Source organism: Mucilaginibacter sp. P4_E8 (assembly GCF_056401495.1).
In genome coordinates, this window is record NZ_JBFUJG010000020.1 from 14,217 (window position 1) to 36,125 (window position 21,909).

23 protein-coding genes and 1 tRNA gene are annotated in these 21,909 nt (G+C 41.5%); 16 read left to right on the forward strand and 8 right to left on the reverse strand.

Annotation, left to right across the window (positions count from 1 at the left end; all coding sequences use genetic code 11):
• Positions 1-28 precede the first annotated feature (28 nt).
• From AC1DRQ_RS10935 to AC1DRQ_RS10965, 7 genes are all read right to left on the reverse strand, one after another.
• A complete protein-coding gene (locus tag AC1DRQ_RS10935; RefSeq protein WP_429397671.1) occupies positions 29-877 on the reverse strand; it encodes a transglutaminase-like domain-containing protein in 849 nt (282 codons plus the stop codon).
• A 4-nt stretch (positions 878-881) separates the two neighbouring features.
• Positions 882-1,619 carry a proteasome-type protease gene (locus AC1DRQ_RS10940; protein ID WP_477424335.1) on the reverse strand — a complete coding sequence of 246 codons (738 nt, stop codon included), beginning with the start codon at positions 1,617-1,619 and terminating at the stop codon, positions 882-884.
• 217 nt (positions 1,620-1,836) lie between these two features.
• Positions 1,837-2,769 (reverse strand): bestrophin family protein, encoded by a 933-nt coding sequence (locus AC1DRQ_RS10945; protein WP_477424337.1) that lies wholly within the window; start codon positions 2,767-2,769, stop codon positions 1,837-1,839.
• A gap of 24 nt (positions 2,770-2,793) precedes the next feature.
• The gene (locus tag AC1DRQ_RS10950) at positions 2,794-3,273 is read right to left on the reverse strand and encodes a hypothetical protein (RefSeq protein WP_429397677.1); all 480 of its coding nucleotides are present in this window, start codon (positions 3,271-3,273) and stop codon (positions 2,794-2,796) included.
• 104 nt (positions 3,274-3,377) lie between these two features.
• Positions 3,378-4,778, reverse strand: a complete 1,401-nt coding sequence (locus tag AC1DRQ_RS10955; RefSeq protein ID WP_477424339.1) for a HAMP domain-containing sensor histidine kinase — start codon at positions 4,776-4,778, stop codon at positions 3,378-3,380.
• Complete coding sequence (locus tag AC1DRQ_RS10960; RefSeq protein WP_477424340.1) at positions 4,762-5,463, reverse strand: response regulator transcription factor; 702 nt, start codon at positions 5,461-5,463, stop codon at positions 4,762-4,764. Before AC1DRQ_RS10960 ends, AC1DRQ_RS10955 begins: the two co-directional genes overlap by 17 nt.
• Positions 5,464-5,582: 119 nt before the next feature.
• On the reverse strand, positions 5,583-6,338 hold the full coding sequence (locus AC1DRQ_RS10965; RefSeq protein ID WP_429397682.1) for a YdcF family protein: 756 nt from the start codon (positions 6,336-6,338) through the stop codon (positions 5,583-5,585).
• Between the two features lie 126 nt (positions 6,339-6,464).
• Between AC1DRQ_RS10965 and AC1DRQ_RS10970 the strand changes: the two genes are divergently transcribed.
• The 16 genes from AC1DRQ_RS10970 (at position 6,465) to AC1DRQ_RS11045 (ending at position 21,352) form a co-directional block, all read left to right on the forward strand.
• Positions 6,465-6,674, forward strand: a complete 210-nt coding sequence (locus tag AC1DRQ_RS10970) for a YtxH domain-containing protein (protein WP_429397684.1) — start codon at positions 6,465-6,467, stop codon at positions 6,672-6,674.
• A gap of 88 nt (positions 6,675-6,762) precedes the next feature.
• Positions 6,763-7,317 (forward strand): arylesterase, encoded by a 555-nt coding sequence (locus AC1DRQ_RS10975; RefSeq protein WP_477424342.1) that lies wholly within the window; start codon positions 6,763-6,765, stop codon positions 7,315-7,317.
• Between the two features lie 165 nt (positions 7,318-7,482).
• Positions 7,483-10,161, forward strand: coding sequence for an alpha-L-rhamnosidase (locus tag AC1DRQ_RS10980; RefSeq protein WP_477424344.1), 2,679 nt, complete (start codon positions 7,483-7,485; stop codon positions 10,159-10,161).
• Positions 10,162-10,301: 140 nt separating this feature from the next.
• Complete coding sequence (locus AC1DRQ_RS10985) at positions 10,302-10,946, forward strand: START domain-containing protein (protein WP_477424346.1); 645 nt, start codon at positions 10,302-10,304, stop codon at positions 10,944-10,946.
• 476 nt (positions 10,947-11,422) lie between these two features.
• Positions 11,423-12,163, forward strand: coding sequence for a (Fe-S)-binding protein (locus AC1DRQ_RS10990; protein WP_477424348.1), 741 nt, complete (start codon positions 11,423-11,425; stop codon positions 12,161-12,163).
• The gene (locus AC1DRQ_RS10995) at positions 12,160-13,545 is read left to right on the forward strand and encodes a lactate utilization protein B (protein ID WP_477424349.1); all 1,386 of its coding nucleotides are present in this window, start codon (positions 12,160-12,162) and stop codon (positions 13,543-13,545) included. The genes AC1DRQ_RS10990 and AC1DRQ_RS10995 overlap by 4 nt, the downstream gene beginning before the upstream one ends.
• A complete protein-coding gene (locus AC1DRQ_RS11000; protein ID WP_477424351.1) occupies positions 13,545-14,138 on the forward strand; it encodes a LutC/YkgG family protein in 594 nt (197 codons plus the stop codon). Before AC1DRQ_RS10995 ends, AC1DRQ_RS11000 begins: the two co-directional genes overlap by 1 nt.
• A gap of 188 nt (positions 14,139-14,326) precedes the next feature.
• The gene (locus AC1DRQ_RS11005) at positions 14,327-15,070 is read left to right on the forward strand and encodes an SDR family oxidoreductase (protein ID WP_477424353.1); all 744 of its coding nucleotides are present in this window, start codon (positions 14,327-14,329) and stop codon (positions 15,068-15,070) included.
• 217 nt (positions 15,071-15,287) lie between these two features.
• Positions 15,288-15,890 (forward strand): TetR/AcrR family transcriptional regulator, encoded by a 603-nt coding sequence (locus AC1DRQ_RS11010; protein ID WP_429397700.1) that lies wholly within the window; start codon positions 15,288-15,290, stop codon positions 15,888-15,890.
• An 87-nt stretch (positions 15,891-15,977) separates the two neighbouring features.
• Positions 15,978-16,376 carry a response regulator gene (locus AC1DRQ_RS11015; RefSeq protein ID WP_429397702.1) on the forward strand — a complete coding sequence of 133 codons (399 nt, stop codon included), beginning with the start codon at positions 15,978-15,980 and terminating at the stop codon, positions 16,374-16,376.
• Positions 16,377-16,590: 214 nt separating this feature from the next.
• Entirely contained in the window at positions 16,591-17,403 is an 813-nt protein-coding gene (locus tag AC1DRQ_RS11020) for an oxidoreductase (protein ID WP_477424355.1), read from the forward strand.
• Positions 17,404-17,430: 27 nt separating this feature from the next.
• Complete coding sequence (locus AC1DRQ_RS11025; RefSeq protein WP_477424357.1) at positions 17,431-18,234, forward strand: helix-turn-helix domain-containing protein; 804 nt, start codon at positions 17,431-17,433, stop codon at positions 18,232-18,234.
• Between the two features lie 117 nt (positions 18,235-18,351).
• A complete protein-coding gene (locus AC1DRQ_RS11030) occupies positions 18,352-18,765 on the forward strand; it encodes a hypothetical protein (RefSeq protein ID WP_477424358.1) in 414 nt (137 codons plus the stop codon).
• Between the two features lie 15 nt (positions 18,766-18,780).
• Positions 18,781-19,149 carry a DUF1801 domain-containing protein gene (locus tag AC1DRQ_RS11035; protein WP_477424360.1) on the forward strand — a complete coding sequence of 123 codons (369 nt, stop codon included), beginning with the start codon at positions 18,781-18,783 and terminating at the stop codon, positions 19,147-19,149.
• 100 nt (positions 19,150-19,249) lie between these two features.
• Positions 19,250-19,321, forward strand: a tRNA-Arg gene (locus AC1DRQ_RS11040).
• Between the two features lie 606 nt (positions 19,322-19,927).
• On the forward strand, positions 19,928-21,352 hold the full coding sequence (locus AC1DRQ_RS11045; protein WP_429397711.1) for an MATE family efflux transporter: 1,425 nt from the start codon (positions 19,928-19,930) through the stop codon (positions 21,350-21,352).
• Between the two features lie 104 nt (positions 21,353-21,456).
• Here AC1DRQ_RS11045 and AC1DRQ_RS11050 read toward each other — a convergent pair whose 3' ends face one another.
• On the reverse strand, positions 21,457-21,819 hold the full coding sequence (locus AC1DRQ_RS11050; protein ID WP_477424363.1) for a nuclear transport factor 2 family protein: 363 nt from the start codon (positions 21,817-21,819) through the stop codon (positions 21,457-21,459).
• Between the last annotated feature and the right edge of the window lie 90 nt (positions 21,820-21,909).

The following is a 21,909-nucleotide window of genomic DNA, read 5'->3' on the forward strand; positions in this document are numbered from 1 at the left end:
AAAATTAAAAGCAGCTTAATTCTTAATCCTACAAATACGACAGCCCTTTAAAATCCTCTGATCCGTAATAAATTGGCTCAAAGCCTTCCTCCAGGGCCAGTTCACAGCTCACCTGCATGGTAGTGAAGGTTACATCACCAAAAATATTGGCTATGGCCGTATCGGCGGCATCACGGCCGGTTGCTATTTTGATAAGCCCATTAAGCGGCACAAGTTTGGTAGCATCAAATAACACCCAGTTACCGCCCAGGTAAGCTTCAAAACAAGCATGAAAATCGGCCGGTTTTAAGTGATAGGCATAGCCGGTAAAATAACGTGCAGGTATAGTTAAAGCACGACACAAAGCGATGCCCAGATGGGCAAAATCACGACATACACCAACCTGCTCGGTTACCGTATCAAAGGCCGACGTTTGTGAATTGCTGTACCCGCTCAGGTATTGTACATTTTTATGGATCCAGTCGGTAAGGGTTACTACCTGTTCAAAAGGGTTTGTAATATGCCCGAATAGGTTATGCGCCAGGCGGTACAATTTATCCGACTGGCAATATCGGCTTGGGTTAAGGTAAGGCAGCACAGCTACATCCATTTGAGCAACCATAGTTTCCTGTTGCTGCGTATAATCAGTTAGCTCATAATAATTATCAACCAGGGCTTTATAGGTAACCTTAATAGTACCCGGATCGGCCACTTCAAAACGCATCAGCCTGTTTTCGCCCTGGGGCGAGATCAGTTCTTCAACCTTAATGTATGGCTCAACCGTAAACTCCTCATTAAGCACCGTTTGATGCGGTGTGCGTAAAGCGTGTATATTTAATATCAATGTGCCCGGCGACCGTACTACATATTCCATTTGGGTAAACACATCGAATTTCATATTGTCAGCTCGTTGTTTTAGTTTCTTTTAGCTTATCAAATGCAACCTCCATCCAATCCTCTGATATGTGATCAAGGGCATTTTTTAATTCTTCGGCCCATTCGGCCGATATATATTCCAGATCCTTCTTCTCGTACCGCTGCTCTACAATTTCAAAGCTATCCTTTTTGTAAAGTGCCACATCAATAGGAAAATCAACATTATTAGAGCTTACCCGGGTAGAATCAAATGATAAAAAGCCTGTTTTAAGCGCCAGTTTCAAGCTCGAGTCCTCTTCAAGTATCCTGTTTAATATGGCCTTGCCGTGTCCTGAGTTACCTATTACTACGTAAGGTGCACCCTGCCCCAGTTCAACCCAGTTACCTTCGGGATAAAGTAAAAAGAGCTTATGCTCATCATCGTCTTTCAACTGTCCCCCTATTATAGTGTTCAGGTCAAATCTAAAACCTGCTTTTTCCAGTGAAACCCGATCTTCTTCAGCGGCCCGTTTAACCTGTTCGCCAAAAGCATTTACAGCTTTATACAATTTATTAAACTCTTTGGTTTCCAGTTGTTCCGTAAAATATGTAATGGCTTTATCCCTTACCGACCGTAAACCGCTCGTCATGATAAAAAGCGAAAAATTATCCTTTTGTTCTATTGTTATTTTCTTTTTTATAGTAGTATCAGTTCCAGATGTAACACGGGTATCAGCTATGGCCAATAATCCTTCTTTAACCTTAATTCCCAGGCAATAAGTCATTTTTGTAAAGTGGGAGGTGTTTTAAATTTCCCTGAGGCCAAAGTAATTAAATAAAGGGAGATTTATATGATTAAGGGAGAAAACCCATTAACGCGTCTTAGCGATGGAAGAAGCAATTAACCCCACCCAGCCCTCCCCGGAAGGGAGGACTTAAAAATAAAAACCTCCCCCTACCGGGGGAGATTAAAAGAACTTCCGTGCAATGATGCTCAGATATTTATAAAATATAGAATACCGCCTGCGTTTTTTGTTGTTTATTGATAACCGCGTCAATATCCTTTGGCAGTTCATCTTTCAGCATCTGTTTCAGATCCTGCTCAATTTTGCGACTGATAGCTGTGGTAGGGGTATCGGTAGGCATGTTTTCAAATGGGTCCTGCAAGTGGATGGCCATCTTCTCGATGAGGAAAAATGCCGACGAAATAGCAATTACCAGCGGCACTTGCAATATGCCAAAAAACTCAATAAGGCTAAAGGGCAGCAGCAGTACAAAAAATAATACCAGCCAGTGTATATAAACACTATAAGTAGCCGGGAACACTGTATTTTTGATACGTTCGCAACCGCCCATGGAGTTTATAAAACGGGTCAATGTTTCGTCCATGGCAACCTGTTGATACTCATTAACCCAGCCTAATTTGTATAATGTCCTCAGATCATGTCCCTGTAACTCGTTGAGCGCTACCGGAACATTTTCCCTGTTTTTGATGGTATTGAGGTCATCTTCGTTCAAATAAGCATCCAGGTTTTGTTTGGCGTTTTGCTTACGCAGATGACGGCTTAAACTGTAACACCAGGCAATCTGCCGCTTTACTATCCTCTCTTTTAATGCCCATTTTTCTTCGCCATCATAACTGCTGTCAACAAAAGTTAATATCTGGCGGGTATAGGTGCGGCAGTCGTTCACTATAGTTCCCCATAAAATGCGGGCTTCCCACCAACGGTCATACGCCTGGTTTGAGCGGAAAGCCAATAGTAAAGATATTATAGTACCTAATATGGTAGGTACCGTCAAGGGGATGGATACCTCTTTAAAATTATAGTACTGATGCACAAAATAAATAGCCGATGAGTAAATGGCCACCATGATCAGTTCTTTCTTTATTTTACCAAATACATAGGTTGCTGGTATGTTTTCTTTTAGTAGCATAATGTTTAAATAATTAATAGTCCATTATTGTTGTTCAATTAGCTCAGACTCTTCAGTAATAATATTTGCCATTGATCCCGGTGTTTCGGCTATGGCAATTACCCTTTTTCCGCATCTTGCTATTAGTATTTCGGGATCAATACTATTTTTAAACAGCAATTGGTAATTATCATGCGGAGCCACAATCCCATCTACTTGGTGGGCATCCAGGTAATTATTAAAAACAGCTATGGTGCTGCCATAAAATATGTCAATGTGTACGCGGTTAATTAAGTGGCTGTAATCTTTTTCAAGCTCGCGGCACCGTACATAAAAATTATCAGGAATGTGCCTGAGTTCGGCAGACCGGCGAGATAGCATAAGCAACTCGCTTATAGAATCGGTTATTTTTAACATATGTACCAGTATTATATCCAGCTTTTGAGGATAATACTGCTGTGCTATTACAGGAATACTTTGAAGTGATTGATAAGTAAAATCGGTAGGGATAAGCAGCGTTTTCATAGTCGTCTTTTTTTAATGGTTTAACTTGTACATTTTGTTTGATACAAGTGTAGCGGCCAATAATTAAGACGATATAAGAAACTTATTAGAATTTGATTAGAGTTTTATCTCACCCAACTCTCTCCAAAGGAAAGGGCTGGGTTGAGGTTATCCACCGGCAAAAAAATCTTCATTTCGGTACCAGTGCCAACTTCTGATCGGATACCTATACTGCCTTTGTGCAGGCGTATTATATTTAACGTTAAGGGCAGCCCTACCCCATGCCCCTCATAATTATGCGCGTTAGAGGCCCTGAAAAATGGTTCAAATACATGTTGAAGTTCGGTTTGGGGGATGCCAATACCCTGATCGGCGATGGAGATGATCACTTTATTATTTTCGGCCAATAACCTTATTTTCACCATACGGTTATCTGAGTATTTACAGGCATTGCTTATGATATTGGTGATAGCCAGCCGCAGTAAATTATTATTGCCGCTTACATAAAGCAAGCGTTCATCACTGGGCATATCATCCAGATCAATCTGGATGTTGCTATCCGGGTTTATCTTTTTAATTGATTCTGATGCTATCATCAAAAGCTCATCTATCCTGATACTTTCCCAGCGTTGCTTTTTACCATCAAAGCCCGATTGTGCCAGCGTAAGCAGGCTGTTCAATATCTGGCCCAGCTTTTCTGATTCCGAATAAATGGTATTGAATATTTCGCGCTGTTCTGTGCTCACATCAGGTTTGTTCAAAGCCAGTTCAGCCTCGGTACTGATGATGGTTAGGGGAGTTCGCAGTTCGTGCGATGCATTGCTTACAAAATTATTCTGCGTTTCAAAAGCGGTTTCGAGCCGGTTAAGCATATCGTTAAAAGTATATGACAGCTCGGCTATTTCGTCGCTGCCGCTCAACTCATCAAGCCTGAAATGCAGGTTATTGGCCGTAATATTTTTAACGTTATGAATAATGCGCCTTACGGGCTGAAAGGTATAGAATGAAAATATTTTACCCACGAAGTAAACCAATACCATAGCGGCAAGAAAGCCATATATCAATATCCGCTGCAGGTCCTTTAATTCCTGGAAACCTGAGGGATCTGCCGCTGAAACTATAACAATGTACTTTTCATTACTTTTGGTAAATACCTTACCTGCATAAAAAGTATTATCAACCTTATATCGCGCGTTACCGTCTTTTAATATATTCCGGATAAAATTGCTTTTTACATTAATGCCACGGGGTATATGAACCTTGTTTATGGTATCGGTATTAAAAAAATATTCCCTTTCGGCTTCCAGTTTTTCAAGGTATTTGTTCCTAACCTCCAGATATGCCTTGCTTTTTGCGCTGGGGAAAATATTTACCTCGGCCGATATATTTACGCGTGCCTCCAGTCGTTTAAAAAAATCATCAAAGCCAAAGCGGTATACCAGGTAAAAGATAGTGATATTGAGCAGCAACAATATGGCACCTGATAGTAACAGGAACAGTAAGGTTATTTTACTTTGTATTTTCATCCCGTTCGTCCTCTTTCATGATGTAGCCCATACCAAAAACCGTATGGATAAGTTTTGGCGCGCCGTTTTTCTCCAGCTTTTTGCGCAGGTAATTCACATACACATCAACCACGTTGGTACCCATGTTAAAATCAATATCCCATACACTTTCCAGTATCTGAATACGTGACAATACCTTTTTTTGATTTTTAACAAAATACTCCAGTAGTCTGAATTCGGTAGCAGTCAATTTTAATGCTTCTTTATTACGATAAGCTATTTTCGATTCGGCATCAAGTTCCAGATCATTAATAGTAAATACATTGTTTTTAACCAGTGCCTCTCCCCCTTTACGGCGCAGCAGCGTGCGCAGGCGGGCAGCCAGTTCGGCTATTTTAAAGGGTTTAACCAAATAATCATCCGCACCGCTGTCTAAACCGCTCACAATGTTTTCTGTAGAGTCAAGCGCGGTAAGCATAATAATAGGCATGGTTTGCTTTTGCTGCCTGATGAGCTTACATACCTGTATGCCATCCATCACCGGCAGCATTACGTCTAATATTACCAGGTCAAAATCATTATCAAGCGCCATTTGCAGCCCGGTTGCGCCATTGCCGGCAACGCTTATTTCAAAACCGTACTCTGTAAGTCCCCGTTTTATTACCGATACAACATTGGGTTCATCCTCAACTAATAATATCCCCATATTTTGCCCATGTTTTTTTGTTGAAAGTGCAGATCATAAGCTTTTGTTGCTCCGCAATTATTATAAAGAAATTAACTTTTATTTAGTTTTTTAAAATTCAAAAAGAAGAAAGCATCCTGTTAGCCCTTTCCCGAAATGCGATTAACGGTTAAACCAATAACCTCTTTAATATAAGTGCTCCATTTGCTCAGGGTATCTGCATTAGGCACAATTTCCCAAAATGATGCATCGCCGGTTCCGGCAATATAGTTACAGGAATATGGAATTACATCTATTCCCTTCTTTTTAAATATCCCTAATGATCGCCGCATATGAAAAGCCGATGTTACCAGCAAATAAGGTCCCTTCTGCCCATGTTTTTGCAGTATCTCCTTTGTCAGCGAAGCATTTTCAAGCGTATTACGCGATTGATCCTCAATCAGGACACAGCTATCCGGCACTTGCATAGCTTTTAGCTGGCCTTTGGCCCAACTGCCCTCCCTAAAACTGCCCGGATTTAAATTTCCATTACCACCCGTTATCATAATGTGTTTTACACGGCCACTTTTTTGTAACAGAACCCCCTGTATGAACCTGTCGGCAGCGGCATTAAACATACCTTTCGCATTGCTATCATACGATGCAAAACCGCCTAATATAATAACCGTACTGTACACTTTGCCATTTTCGAGTTTGGCAGCAGGTACATCCCAAGCTTTGGCAAACTGGTTTTGCAAAAACGAATTAGAAAAAAGGTAAAGCAGACAAACACCATAAAGTAAACACCTGCGCCTCCATTTGGCATTTTTTGAAAATATAGCCACCAATAACAAAACAAATACGTATAACAGTGGGTAAAGTAAAAACGCCAATACTTTTGAAAGGATAAAAAACATATTGCAACAGGCTTTAGCTGTAAAAGTAGTTAAAACATTAAACTTTACATCAGCCAAAAGGTCTTATAATAAGCCATGTAACAAACTGGCATCATCATTGTCATATAAACATTAAAAAACAAAATTATGGGTTTATTGAAATTTCTTGTCGTTGGTGCAGCAGTTGCTTACGGCATAAACTATGTTACAAAAAAAGGTCCTGATGGTAAATCGATCATTGACGATCTTGCCGAAAACGGGCCGGAATGGATGGACCGTGCAAAAAAATATGGCGAACTTACCTTAGAGCAGATTGCTGCGCGCGCGCAAAACTTTAGGGATAATACCAGGTATTGAGTTCTAAGTCGAAAGCCCTAAGTTGGAAAATTTAAGAAAAAAGATTTGACTTAAGACTATAGACTTCTTACTTAAAACTCATCATTTTATGTACAACATTCTTTTTTTTGGTGATAGCCTAACGGCGGGTTATGGCCTGAAAAATGCTAAAACCGAATCGCTCCCCGGCCTGATACAACAAAAAATAAACGCCGAAAACCTACCTTATCATATTATTAATGGCGGCTTAAGTGGCGACACATCAGGCGGTGGTCTTTTTCGCCTGGAGTATTGGATAGACAGGCCAGTACATATTTTTGTATTGGAACTGGGCATTAATGACATCATCAGGGGTGTATCGCCCCAAACCACCTATAAAAATCTACAGGCCATTATTGACAAGGTTAAATTCAAATATCCCGATGTAAAACTGGCTTTGATGGGCATGGAGATCCCAATTTTTATCCCCAGTCCTTTCGCGGTTGAGTTTAAATCCATATTCCGTAAACTGGCCGATGCTAACCAAATGGCTTTTGTGCCCTTTTACCTGGCAGGTGTAGCCGGGAAAGCCCATCTTAACCTTCCCGATATGCTGCATCCATCCGCTGAGGGCTACAGGATCATGGCTGATAACGTTTGGCCGGTATTGCGAGGGTTGTTGTAAAAACCACCAGACAGTACAGGACAGTTAGGGTTGCATAAGCAAAAATATCCTTTTAACATTGCTGTTAAGCCAATTAACTTTAATGTTCAAAACAAGCTTTTTCCTTTTGAATAAATATTTGCTAAAAGCATTTGCTTACATTTATAACCCGTTTTATCGCATTATATGAAACAACCCTTATGTAAGCTTGAGCTTTACATCGCTTTATTATTTAATAGTCTTTTTATTATTCCGGCTTATGCGGCTGTACCGGGTAAAGCTGCCGGTTTACAATGTGAACATCTGCTTAATCCTATAGGTATTGATGCCCCGCATCCCCGTTTAACATGGTTACTGACCGACGAACAGCAGGGCGCCGCGCAAACCGCTTACCAGCTTTTTGTGGGTACAGATTCTGCTTCGGTAAGTGCAGGTAAAGGCGATAGCTGGCTAACCACCAAAATTATGTCGGCGGCAAATTTGGTGAGCTATCAGGGTAAACCTTTACAACCTTTTACTAAGTATTATTGGCGTGTTCAGCTATGGGATCAGGCCGGTAAAAAATTAAGCGCGTCGGCCATTGCCAGTTTTGAAACCGGTATGATGAATATGCGTAACTGGAAAGGTTCGTGGATTAGTGACAATAAGGGTATCGCTGTTAACCCTGCCCCCTATTTTCGCCGCACGTTCAAGATTGCTAAATCCATCCGCTCTGCAAGGGCTTATATTGCGGTAGCCGGTTTATATGAAATGTATATCAACGGACAAAAAATCGGTAATCACCGGCTCGATCCCATGTACACCCGGTTTGACAGGCGTACTTTATATGTAGCCTATGATGTTACCACCCAACTACAAAGCGGCAAAAATGCCATTGGCGTATTATTAGGCAATGGCTGGTATAACCACCAGAGCACCGCGGTTTGGTTTTTTCACCAGGCTCCCTGGCGCGGTCGCCCTACGTTTTGTATGGATCTGCGCATTACCTATACCGATGGTTCCGAAGAAACCATATCATCAAACACCCAATGGAAAACCTCGCTTAGTCCGGTAGTATTTAACAGCATTTACACTGCTGAGCATTATGACGCCCGCCGCGAACAATCCGGCTGGAACACGCCCAATTTTATTGATAGCGCCTGGAAACCGGTCATTAACCGCGCGGCGCCATCACAAAACATAGTAGCCCAAAGCCTGCAGCCTATTCGCAATGTAGAGGAAATAGCTGCCAAAAGCATCACCAAAATTGACAATAACCTGTGGGTGTTTGATATCGGTCGTAATATTTCGGGCGTAAGCCAGATCACCGTAAAAGGCGATTCGGGCACAGTCATCCGCCTTAAACACGCCGAACGGATGAACAAGAACGGCCATGTTGATCAATCTAATATCGACTTGCACTATCGCCCTACAGATGATAAAGACCCTTTTCAGACTGATATTTTTATCTTAAGCGGTAAAGGTGAAGAAACCTTTATGCCTAAATTTAACTACAAAGGTTTTCAATATGTAGAGGTAAGCAGCAGTAAACCAGTTGAACTGACCAAACAAAGCCTGAAAGCTTATTTTATGCACAGCGATGTTGCGCCAATTGGTACAGTAACATCTTCAAACCAAACTCTAAACCAAATTTGGACCGCTACCAATAACTCCTATCTCAGCAACTTGTTTGGCTACCCTACCGATTGCCCGCAGCGCGAAAAAAACGGCTGGACAGGCGATGCCCATATAGCCTGCGAAACCGGTCTTTATAGCTTTGATGCGATAACTATTTACGAAAAATGGCTTGCCGACCATCGTGACGAGCAGCAACCTAACGGCGTATTGCCATCCATTATCCCAACCGGTGGCTGGGGGTACGAATGGGGTAACGGGCCCGACTGGACCAGCACCATAGCCATTATCCCCTGGAACATTTATCTGTTTTATGGCGATAGCAAGCTGCTGGCCGATAGCTACGCCAGCATTGAAAAATATGTAAACCACATTGATGAGCTTTACCCAACCGGCCGCACCAGCTGGGGTCTTGGCGATTGGGTACCTGTAAAATCGGTTTCGCCGGTTGAGCTTACTTCATCAGTTTATTATTATGCCGATGCCTGTATATTGGCCAAAACAGCCAAAATATTGGGTAAACAGGCCGATTTCACAAAATACTCGGCCCTGGCTAATAAAATTAAGAATGCCATCAACACCAAATATCTGAACACCGAAACCGGCATGTACGGTAAGGGTTTGCAAACGGAACTGAGTGTACCGCTTTATTGGGATGTAGTACCGCAAAATCTGAAGGGAAAAGTAGCCGCCAACCTTGCACAGCGTGTAGCTGCTGATAATTACCATCTTGACGTGGGCATACTGGGTGCCAAAGCCATTTTAGGCGCGCTGAGTGATAATGGTTATCCTGATGTAGCCTATAAAATAGCATCGCAGGAAACTTACCCTTCATGGGGATGGTGGATGGTGAACGGGGCAACTACACTTTATGAAAACTGGAAGATCGATGCAAAATCTGACATATCATTGAACCATATCATGTTTGGCGAAATTGGGGCCTGGCTATACAAAGGCATCGCAGGCATACATACTGATCAGGATCATCCGGGTTTTAAGAATGTACTGTTGCAACCACATTTTGTAGCCGGACTCAATGAATTTACAGCGACGCATAATGGGCCTTATGGCAAAATAATATCCTCATGGCAAAGGAGCAATACCGGTGTTACCTATAGGGTAACGGTACCCGCTAACTCAACTGCGACCATCAAATTTCCGGAAGGTAAAGTTTATCAGGGCGGAAAACCAATAACAGGCACACAACCATATAAAGTGACCGCGGGTAGCTACGTTTTTGACGTGAAATAATTATCACCTCAATTGACATAAGTATATCATATTTACATTCACTTAACACCAAATGACCTTGTTTTGACAGGCCGGTTAATTAACCGGCCTGTTTTGTATATACTTTTGTTACATCAATAATTATTATTGATGTACTTATCATGTATAAAAAAATAACCTTAATACTCCTGCTTTTAATAACGCTAACTACAGCCAATGCCGACGAACCCTGGGCATTAAGTACCACTAAAGAAGGTATTAAGGTTTATACACGCCACGTACCCAATTCAAAAATAAAAGCCATTAAGGTAGAATGTTCATTAAATGCAACGCCGGCACAACTGGTTGCCGTATTAATGGATATAAAAGGCAGTATTGATTGGGTGTACCATACCAAATCTGTTAATTTGATAAGACAGGTGTCTCCATCAGAATTATACTATTATTCGGAGGTGAATATACCATGGCCCTTACATAACCGCGATTTTATTGCCCATATAAAAGTAACACAGGACCCTGCAACCAAAGTAATCACAGTTGATGCCCCTTGCCTCGCGGATATGGTACCTGTTAAGGATGGAATAGTGCGCATTGAACACTCCGTAGGTAAATGGATAATTACCCCAACCGATAACGGGCAGGTGAGGGTGGAATATACCCTGCATTTGGATGCAGGCGGCAGCGTACCAGCCTGGCTGTTAAATATGTTTATTACTCAGGGCCCAACAGAAAGCTTTATAAAACTAAAAGCACAACTTCAAAAACCCGCTTACAGGAACGTTAAGCTGGCTTATATTGCTGATTGAAAAATCATTATTCCGTCGTTGCGAGGCACGTGTAAGTGTTCATATGTACACCCGTGAACGCTCATGAACAATAATCAACATCTGACAATCAAGTATTTATATATTTAACCCTACTGACAAAACACTGTCACCGCTTTCAATTTATTAAGGTATAAGTAGCGCGTTTTTATTAATTCTCAGGCAAATCAGAGTCCCTCTCCTTTGGAGAGGGGTTGGGGTGAGGCTCTACGCTAATTACCGTTAATCTTTTGCAAAAAAAGCTGATAACACTTGTCAACTATAACTGTAATTTCGTTCCTTAGTATTCAACTGTACAAGTTACATTTATTAATAAGTAAAGGATAAAACCAATCAGCCATTTTCTTAAAACTTAAGGCTGCACTTGTTTAAACTATACTTTAAGATGCCTCAGGACAGTTTTACAATTTATAACCATTAATATTGCTTTAACCAATTAAAGTAAACAAACAAATAAAATGAAGGTAGCTTTATTTGTCCCCTGCTATGTTGATCAGTTTTATCCCAAAGCGGCCATTGCCACATTGGAGCTGCTCGAAAAACTTGGCGTTGAGGTTCAGTATCCTAAAAATCAAACCTGCTGCGGGCAGCCTATGGCTAACTCTGGCTATGAGCACCTTACAACAGGCTGCAATAATTTATTTATCGATAATTTTTCGGGCTATGACTATATCGTATGCCCATCGGGCAGCTGCACCTTGCATATCAAAGAGCACCTGCATTCGCCCCAAAAAGAAGATCAGGCCCTGGATATCAGAAAAAGGGTTTATGAGCTTACCGAATTTTTGGTTGATGTGTTAAAGGTGGAGCAATTGCAGGCGCGTTTCCCCTATAAAGTAGGCTTACACCAAAGCTGCCACGGACTGCGTGGTCTGCGGATATCGCAAATGAGCGAGCTGGTTGCCCCAGCCTTTAGCAAACCTGCGCAATTACTGGATATGGTGCAGGGCCTGGAGCTGGTGCCCCTGAGCCGGCAGGACGATTGCTGCGGTTTTGGCGGAACATTTTGTGTTGCCGAAGAAGCTGTATCCTCAAAAATGGGAAAAGACCGCGTGGATGACCATATTGAACATGGCGCACAGTATATAACCTCGGCTGATCTTTCGTGCCTGATGCATATGGAAGGTATTTTACGCAGGCAAAAAAGCGATGTTAAAGTAATTCATGTTGCCGAAATTTTAAACCACTACCAGCCATGAGCAATGTTAGCGAAAAAAGCCACGCTGAATTAGCGGCAGCCTTTAATAAAGACGAGCCAAGGGTTGACTGGCATGATGAAACCCTATGGTGGGTACGCGCCAAGCGCGACATTGCCGCTCATAAATTACCCGAGTGGGAACTACTGCGCGAAACGGCATCGCAGATCAAGAACAATGTACTATCAAACCTGAGCGAATACCTGGAGCAGTTTGAAGCTAACGCGATAAAGAACGGCGTGGTAGTGCATTGGGCTGCTGATGCCGCTGAACATAACAGGATAATACATCAACTGCTACAGGAACGTGGCATCAACCGCATGGTTAAAAGCAAATCAATGCTTACCGAGGAGTGCCATTTAAATGAATATTTGAAAGATCAGGGTGTTGATGTGATAGACTCTGACCTGGGAGAGCGCATTGTACAGCTGGCCGGCGAACCGCCAAGCCATATCGTACTGCCCTGCATCCATAAAAAGAAAGAAGAAATAGGCGATATTTTTCATGAGCATTTAGGTTCGGCCAAAGGCGAATCCGATCCCAAAATACTAACCGAAACTGCCCGTCAGCACCTGCGCGAAGTATTTTTAACCCGCCGTGCCGCTCTTACGGGCGTAAACTTTGCTGTTGCCGAAACCGGCGAATTTGTAATATGCACCAACGAAGGCAATGCCGATATGGGAGCCCATCTGGCCGAGATCCACATAGCCTCGATGGGGATAGAAAAGATTATCCCGGAAAGGAAACACCTGGGCGTATTTTTAAGGCTGCTTACCCGTAGTGCTACAGGGCAACCTATCACTACTTATTCAAGTCATTTCAAAAAACCGCAACAAGGTCGCGAAATTCATATCGTAATTGTAGATAATGGCCGTAGTATACAATTAGGCAGGGAGGATTTTCGTAATTCATTGAAATGCATCCGTTGCGGGGCCTGTATGAACACTTGCCCGGTTTACCGTAAAAGTGGAGGCCATAGCTACCATACTGCCATTGCAGGTCCTATAGGCTCCATACTGGCACCCAACCTGGATATGAAAAAGTATGCCGACCTGCCCTTCGCGTCAACGCTTTGCGGCTCGTGCAGTAATGTGTGCCCGGTTAAAATTGATATTCATGACCAGCTTTATAAATGGCGGCAGGTTATTGTAAAAGAAGGCTACAGTCCTACTGCAAAAACCATAGCCATGAAGGCTATGGCATTTACCTTGTCGTCGCCTGCATTGTACAGGTCGGGAGGTAAAGTTGCCCGCTTAACATTTAAATACGCCCCTTTTGCGGTCAATAATCAATTAAATCCATGGTACAAACACCGCGAAATGCCTAAGGCACCTCAGGAATCATTTGGCGAATGGTACAGCAAAAGAAAGGAAGGAAAAAACTAATGAGCAGGGAAAAAATATTAGCGGCAGTTAAAGCAAACCAATTTGATCATGCTGAACTACCCGATCTTGAAATATTAAATACATTGACAGCCACCGAAGGCGATCTGGTTCAGCAATATACTACCATAGCCAGCGCAGGGGGTAGTTTTGTTTATGAAGTGGCTAATTTTGAAGCTATAAAAACCATATTACATAAAGAGTTTAAACCGGGAGTAAAAATCATTTCGGGCATTAAAGAACTGGATGATTATACATTTGCCAGCGATGTAATTGATGAACTGGCGCATAGCTTTGCCGATGTAGAGCTAACCATACTGCCAGCACGCCTTGGCGTTGCAGAGAATGGCGCACTTTGGCTAACCGAAACCCAGATGAATGTGAGGGTGTTACCCTTTATAAGCCAGCATTTGGCCGTTGTGATCAGTAAGGATAACCTGGTACCTACCATGAGCCAGGCTTATGCTAAAATTGGCAGTGCAGAATATGGCTACGGAGCATTTATAGCCGGTCCGTCAAAAACCGCGGATATTGAACAATCCCTTGTGATAGGAGCCCATGGGCCCAGAAGTTTGTCGGTTTTTATATTATCATAGCCCCTTTTTAATAAATATATATTTGTATCAGCCTGCTATTTAAAAAATAGCAGGCTTCTTTTTTTATATCTTTAATAAAACTTAAAATCAGCCTATTAAAATGATGACACAGGAATGAATATCACCTATTGTTAAAATATACCGATTGGTATATTTTTGTTCTATCAAAATAAAAAACATTAAACAAAATGAAAACCTCACAAAATACAGTACTTATTACAGGCGGAAGCGCCGGCATAGGCTTTGAATTAGCCAAACAATTATCAGCCAAAAACAACCATGTAATTATTGTTGGCCGTAACCCGGAACGCCTGCAAAAGGCTGCCGCACAATTACAAAATGTAACTGCCATTAATGCCGATATATCAGATGCCGCCGATGTAGAAACCCTGGTAGCCAAACTGATCAGCGATTTCCCCAATCTGAACATCGTAATTAACAATGCGGGTGCGGCCAGTTTAAGCGACTTGCTTAACAATACCGATACTTTTGAAAAAGCAGGTGCCGAAATGCACACCAATTACCTGTCGGTGATCAGGCTTAATGAAAAACTGTTGCCAACACTGAAAAAACAAAGTGAAGCAGCTATCGTAAATGTATCATCAATAGTAGCATTTGTGCCTGGTAAGGTAACCGCAACTTATTCTGCAAGCAAAGCAGCACTGCACTCCTACACCCAGGCGTTAAGAGTTGCCCTGGCAGAAACACCTGTTAAAGTATTTGAACTGATGCCTCCATTAGTTGATACTGAATTTTCTACAGAAATAGGCGGTCACAATGGCATCCCTGCATCGCAGGTTGCTGATGAGTTTTTAGCCGGTTTGGAAACTGATAATTATGAGATCAGGGTTGCCGGTACCGAACAATTGTACCAGCTATACCTGTCATCACCCGCCGAAGCTTTAAAAGCATTGCATAGCCGCACCAGTTAATTGACGGGCAATTAGCTTGTGTATAATTAAAAGCATAATTATAACGAAAAGCATAATTATAACGCTAAAAACTCATGTCATTTCGACGAGGAACAAAGGAGAAATCTTCTCCTTCGTTCCTCTTGTGCAAACTTTGACAAAGCACGATATAACTTCCTATACCTGATCATCGTTTATCAAATTATAATATTAAAATACCAGTTGGTACATTTGCATTATGGAAAATGAATTATCAAAAGCTGATAGAACCCGTCAGTTTATTGTAGAAACCACTGCAGGTATATTTAACAAAAAGGGATATGCAGGCACTTCGTTATCTGATTTAACCCAAGCTACCGGGCTTACCAAGGGCAGCATATATGGTAATTTTAAAAATAAAGAAGAAGTTGCTGTAGCCGCATTTGAATACAATACATCCAAAGTACGCAAACAGATAATGCAGCTTATTCAAAAGGCCCCTACTTATCATGAAAAACTAATGGTTTATGCCAAAGTTTATCACAGCTTTACTACAGTAAACTTTCCTGAAGGCGGTTGCCCTATACTAAATACCGCTGTTGATGCAGATGATACCAACCCTGTATTAAAAGAAAAAGCCGCCAGGGTTATTTTGAGGTGGAAAAAAGGCATTGAAGAATTGATACAAGCCGGCATTACTACCGGCGAGTTCAGAAAAGATATTGATACCACCCAAACGGCCCTTTCCATTATCGCGTTGATTGAAGGGGGCATCATGATAGCTAAAGTAACCAGCACCCCGGCTAATTTAGATACGGTACTAAAAACCGTTAATAATATAATAACGGAACTTGAGGCTTAAGCTGTAACTTAATTATTACAGCAATAAGTTTTGAGTTAAAAACAAAAGTTATCAACCAAACGTTATTATCAATACCAATTTAATAATATGCCTAAAAAAATTTTAGTCCTTGATGATAGCGAGGATATACTCGAAATGATGAAAGACGCTCTCGAGATGGAGGGTTACGAGGTTCAGGTGCTCAATTTTACCGATGATATATGTAAGGCAGCTATCAGTTACAATGCCGACATGGTAATATTGGACTACATATTATTTGGAATAAATGGCGGCGAACTTTGCCACATACTAAAAACCACGCCCGCGACGGCGCACATCCCGGTGATCATGGTATCTGCTTATCCAAGGGTACTTGAATCATTGGGCAATTACGGATCCGATGCCTTTATAGCAAAGCCATTTAATCTTTCGGACATAAGCAATGCCATAAAAAGTTGCTTTTTAAAAGCAGGCGATGGTGTTGAACATGCCGATTGTGATTTTTAAATAATTAAATTATTTAACAGGCTGTTATACTGAACCTGTCGAAACATAGTGCATAAGCTTTTTGTACACGCCCTTCGACATGTTCAGGGTGACAGCTTTGTTTTTTTACCACTCATTCCCTGAGCTTCTCACCAAAGTAAAGTTGAGCTACTCAGCAAACCTCTGCACCTGCTTTTACCCACACTTTTGTTTTGTAATAAACAAAACAGAAAAAATGAAAAAGATCATATTAATAACCGGCGCCTCTGCCGGCATGGGTAAGGAAATGGCCATACATTTATTAAAGGACGGCCATATTGTTTATGGTGCGGCACGCAGGGTTGATAAAATGGACGATATTCAACAACTTGGCGTAAAGGTTTTGGCTATGGATGTAACTAACGAGGCATCAACGGCTTCAGCTGTTGAAACCATTATTAAAGCCGAAGGCCGCATTGATGTATTAATAAACAATGCCGGCTTTGGCTCATACGGCGCCATTGAGGACGTACCCATCAGTGATGCCCGTTACCAGCTGGAGGTAAATGTATTTGGCGCTGCCCGGTTAATACAATTGGTTTTACCACATATGCGGGAGCAGCATTACGGGAAAATCATCAATATATCATCCATCGGCGGTAAGTTTGCAGCTGCACTTGGCGGTTGGTATCATGCCAGCAAGTTTGCGCTGGAGGCCTTAAGCGACAGTCTGCGTAACGAGGTAAAGCAATTTGGTATTGATGTAGTTGTAATTGAACCGGGCGGTGTAAAATCTGAATGGAGCGAGATAGCAATGGATAGTTTGATGAAAATCTCGGGCAATACGGAGTACCGGTCTTTAGCCAAACAATTTGCCGGCATTGCTGTAAAAGCTAATGCAAAAAATGCCGATCCGATAGTTATTGTAAACCTTATCAGAAAGGCCATAGCAGCCAAAAACCCTAAAACCCGCTACCACGGGGGTTACATGGCTGGACCTGCGCTGTTCATGAGAAAAATACTGCCCGACCGTACATTTGATAAAATGTTGTTGAGCCAATTAAAGTAATGGGTATATTTAAAAACGCCGATCAAAATGAAAGATAAAAGCCACATTCTGTTCAACAACCTGCTGTACTCCTGTGTTGATAAAAAACAGCGCGGTAATGAATCCTTTGTACCTGAGCATGCTTTCGGGTACATTATATCGGGCGAAACCCATCAAAAAACGAATGAAGGCATCAGGGTTTTTAAAGCGGGTACAGTAGGGCTCATCCGCAGGAACCAGCTGATCAAATCAGAGAAAGTTCCCGGTCCGGAAGGCGAATTTAAATCGATCAATATATTTTTTGACCAGGCTTTTTTACGTAGATACAGTGCAGAGCATAAACTTGCCCCGGCCAAACCCTACACGGGCGACTCAGTGCACCTGCTCCCTCCCGACCCATTCATCAAAGGATATTTTGACTCTTTACTACCCTATTTTAATCATCCCGAACAATCCAGCAATACCATGGCCGATCTGAAAACAAAAGAGGCCGTTGAGTTGCTACTAAGATTGAACCCGGCATTTTACGATTTCCTCTTTGATTTCAGCGAACCTTACAAAATTGACCTGGAGGCTTACATGAACCAGAACTATATGTTTAATGTACCCGCGGCCCAGTTTGCCAAGCTTACCGGTCGCAGCCTGGCCAGCTTTAAACGGGATTTTGAAAAGGTGTTCCGCACTTCGCCGGGGCAATGGCTACAGCAAAAACGGCTTTCAGAGGCTTATTATCTGATCAGGGAAAAAGGCCAGAAACCATCTGAAGTGTACCTTGACGTAGGGTTCGAAAACTTGTCGCATTTTTCATATACGTTTAAAAAAGCCTTTGGAGTTGTGCCTTCAAAGGTATAGCTTATAATTTTGCATAGTATACCATTCAATTCTATTAAGATAGAAGTTTGTTTTTCAGTTTGTTTTAGATAAATTTATACAAGCATACTGCTAATACATTTAAAACCTAAAAACCGCATGAACTGGAACCTGATACTCAAACTTTCCCTATTTGGTTTGGCAATGGGCATTGCTACCGCCTTTATTATTCCCAGTAACATTGAGGGAATTTTTTGGCTGGCTATTTTCATTATCAGCGCATACTTTATTGCTAAAAATTGTACCTATATGTATTTTGCCAATGGGTTTTGTTTAAGCCTGTTAAACTGTGTATGGATCATAGCTGCCCACCTCATTTTTTTCGAACCTTACATGGCCAGCCATGCCAAAGAAGCCGATATGTATAACAATAATCTCCTTCATCTTTCGCCCCGGGTTGCCTTAACCATCATTGGCGTTGTAATAGGTATAGTTTCGGGATTGGTACAAGGGCTGTTTGCCTTTATTGCTTCAAAAATTGTAAAAAACAGGGCTATTCCCTTTCAGGATTAACCGTTTGTTTCGCTCATGCTTACGCAACTTGATAATTTTTACCTGCAAAAAGCAGAACCGGTTAAGGGTTGCCTGTTAGCCTTACGGGAGATTATTTTAAAGCATGACAAGGATATTTCGGCAGCATGGAAATACGGGATGCCGTTTTTTTGTTACAAGGGCAAAATGTTCTGCTATTTATGGGTGCATAAAAAATTCCATCAACCCTATATAGGCATTGTTGAAGGAAAAAGATTTGATCACCCCAACCTGATCATCGAAAAACGCTCGCGGATGAAGATCATGCTCTTTGAAGCCGATCAGGACCTGCCTATTGAAGCTATCCAGGCTATTTTAAAACAGGCTATTGACCTGTATAAAACCGGAGTGATAAAAATTAGGTGATGAGGCGTAGCTACGCTCAAATAAAAGAGATCATAACCCGATCAATTTTTGAACATTCCATAACCGGATAAACAATTGAATGTATATCTTTGCAGCAAACGCTCCCGTAGTTCAACGGATAGAATTATGGTTTCCGGTACCATCGATATGAGTTCGAATCTCGTCGGGAGCACAAAAACCTCTCAGATTTTATCTGAGAGGCTTTTTTATTATCTAAATAAGTTTCTTAATCATCACAATGTGATATATGATTAATATTTAAAATAGAATCTATTTCCTGGAGAAAATGCTGGTGTTCTGTTTTGTCAAACTTTATCTGGTTTAAGTCGGCGTAATCACTATAAGTTTTGGGCTTATTCCTCTCTTTAAAAATAATCACAAGGGGTATACAGACCTGTATTACCATAAAGGCCAATGTAAGCTGGAACATGTATGTGATCAGCGTCTCCATATAATAAAGACAAATCAGGAATTAATTGGTGTTGTTAATTTAACGATTTTCTTTGATATTATTTATATAAAAGTTGATAAAAATATCGCTGTTTACCTGCTTTTCACATAAAAAAAAGGTAGTTTTTTAATTAAATCATTTTATTGTCGTTTTCATTGTTTGGCGTGTTATTACCACTAATAGTATTTTTTAAAATTCCCGGTAACAATTGAGACATAAGTGTATCTATAGAAGATATTTATTTCCGAACTTGCGTAACCAAAAGGTTTCATTATATTTGCAGCCCGGATACAACGCAACTACCTAAAATAATACAAGCTTATATTTATGTCACAGTCAATTACTACAAAGAGTAAGGTATCTTCTTTTTTCTCTGTTTTAAAGCAAGCGATAAAAGGCCAGGAAGTTGATCTGACCGCTATCAGCATTAAAAGAGCAATTGTTTTGTTAGCTATCCCCATGATGTTGGAAATGGCAATGGAATCTGTTTTTGCGCTGGTCGACCTTTATTTTGTAGGTCATTTAGAAAACAGCAGTCACGCCATTCAAACAGTAGGTTTAACCGAATCTGTATTAACCGTAATATACTCATTGGCTATCGGTTTAAGTATGGCCGCAACCGCAGTTGTTGCCCGCCGTATTGGCGAGAAAAACCCCGAAGCGGCATCAAAAGCAGGAATGCAAACTATCTTAATTGCTGTATTTATTAACCTGGCCATCAGCATTTTTGGATTTCTGCATGCCCGCGACCTACTTTTAATTATGGGCGCTTCGACAGAAACTGCAGATCATGGAACTCCATTCGTTCGCATCATGATGGGCGGTAGTCTCATTATCGTTTTGTTGTTTTTAATAAATGGTATTTTCAGGGGGGCAGGTAATGCCGCCATCGCCATGCGTAGTTTGTGGATAGCCAATATCGCGAACATTATTTTATGCCCTATTTTTATCAGGGGCATAGGCCCTATCCCGGCGTTTGGTTTAACAGGCGCGGCCATAGCCACCAGCATTGGCCGGGGCCTGGGTGTTAGTTACCAGATCTACAATTTATTTAATGGCAAAAATGCTTTAAAAATACGCATAAGCTATTTCATACCCGACTGGCAGCAGATCAAAGCGATTATTAAAATTGCCGCACCCGGTATTTTACAATTTGTGATAGCCAGTTGCAGCTGGATATTTTTGGCGCAATTGGTTGCCACAACCGGCGGCGACCATGGTTCGGCAGGCTACCAAACATCACTGCGGCTAATGATGTTTTTCCTGTTGCCGGCCTGGGGACTGAGCAACGCAGCAGCAACACTGGTTGGACAAAATTTGGGTGCCGGGCACTTGGACAGGGCAGAACAATCGGTATTTCAAACTATAAGATACACGGTTGTGTTTTTAGGCATTGTGAGCATCCTGTTTTTAACCTGCGGACATTTATTTGCCTCATTTTTTACAGATGATGAGGCGGTTAAAAAAGTAGCCACCCGGTCTTTACAAATTTTAAGCGGCGGTTTTGTTATTTACGGTGTAGGCATGGTTTTAACCAGTGCTTTTAATGGTGCCGGCGATACCTGGACACCAACTAAAATTAACGTTTTTACATTTTGGTTATTCCAAATTCCTTTCGCTTATTTATTAGCCAAGTATTTTGCAATGGGGCCAACGGGTGTTTTTATTTCCATCCCAGTTGCCGAAGTTGGATTAAGCATAGCGGCTTACATATTGTTTAAGGGTGGAAAATGGAAAAAAACGATGGTTTAAAGTACAAAAGTCAACAATGTTAATATCAAAAAAAGAGGGTTTACTTGAAATAAGTAACCCCTCTTTTCATATCGCTCGGGACATTACTATATCCCCTTATTTACTTACGGAATTTTTACTGCCTGGCGGGCCAGCAGTTGCCATTGGTCATTGTTTTTAACCCATACCAGCAATATACCAAGTTTTACAGTACCAGGGCCCTTGCCTTTATCGTTACTCGCTGCCGAAAGGACGTGGCGCACAATTGCTGTGTTGCCTACCACCTTAATAGTTAGATCGGTAATGTCGATAGATACAAAATCTGATGTAGCTGTCACAAGATCATCTATAAACTCTTTTTTGGTTTGTACCTTGCCACTTGAATGGCCGTAGCTTAGTTCGCTTGAGGTTAGTTTGTCAAGGGTAGCGCCATCGGCATCTACCATCGCTTTACGTAATTGCTCAACCGCGGTTGTTATTTCAGTCATTGATTTGGAATTTTGAGCAAAGGGCTTTTGTATGTTAATTACAAGCGCTATAAATAAGCAGGCTAAGGTTTTTAATAAAGCAGGTCTTTT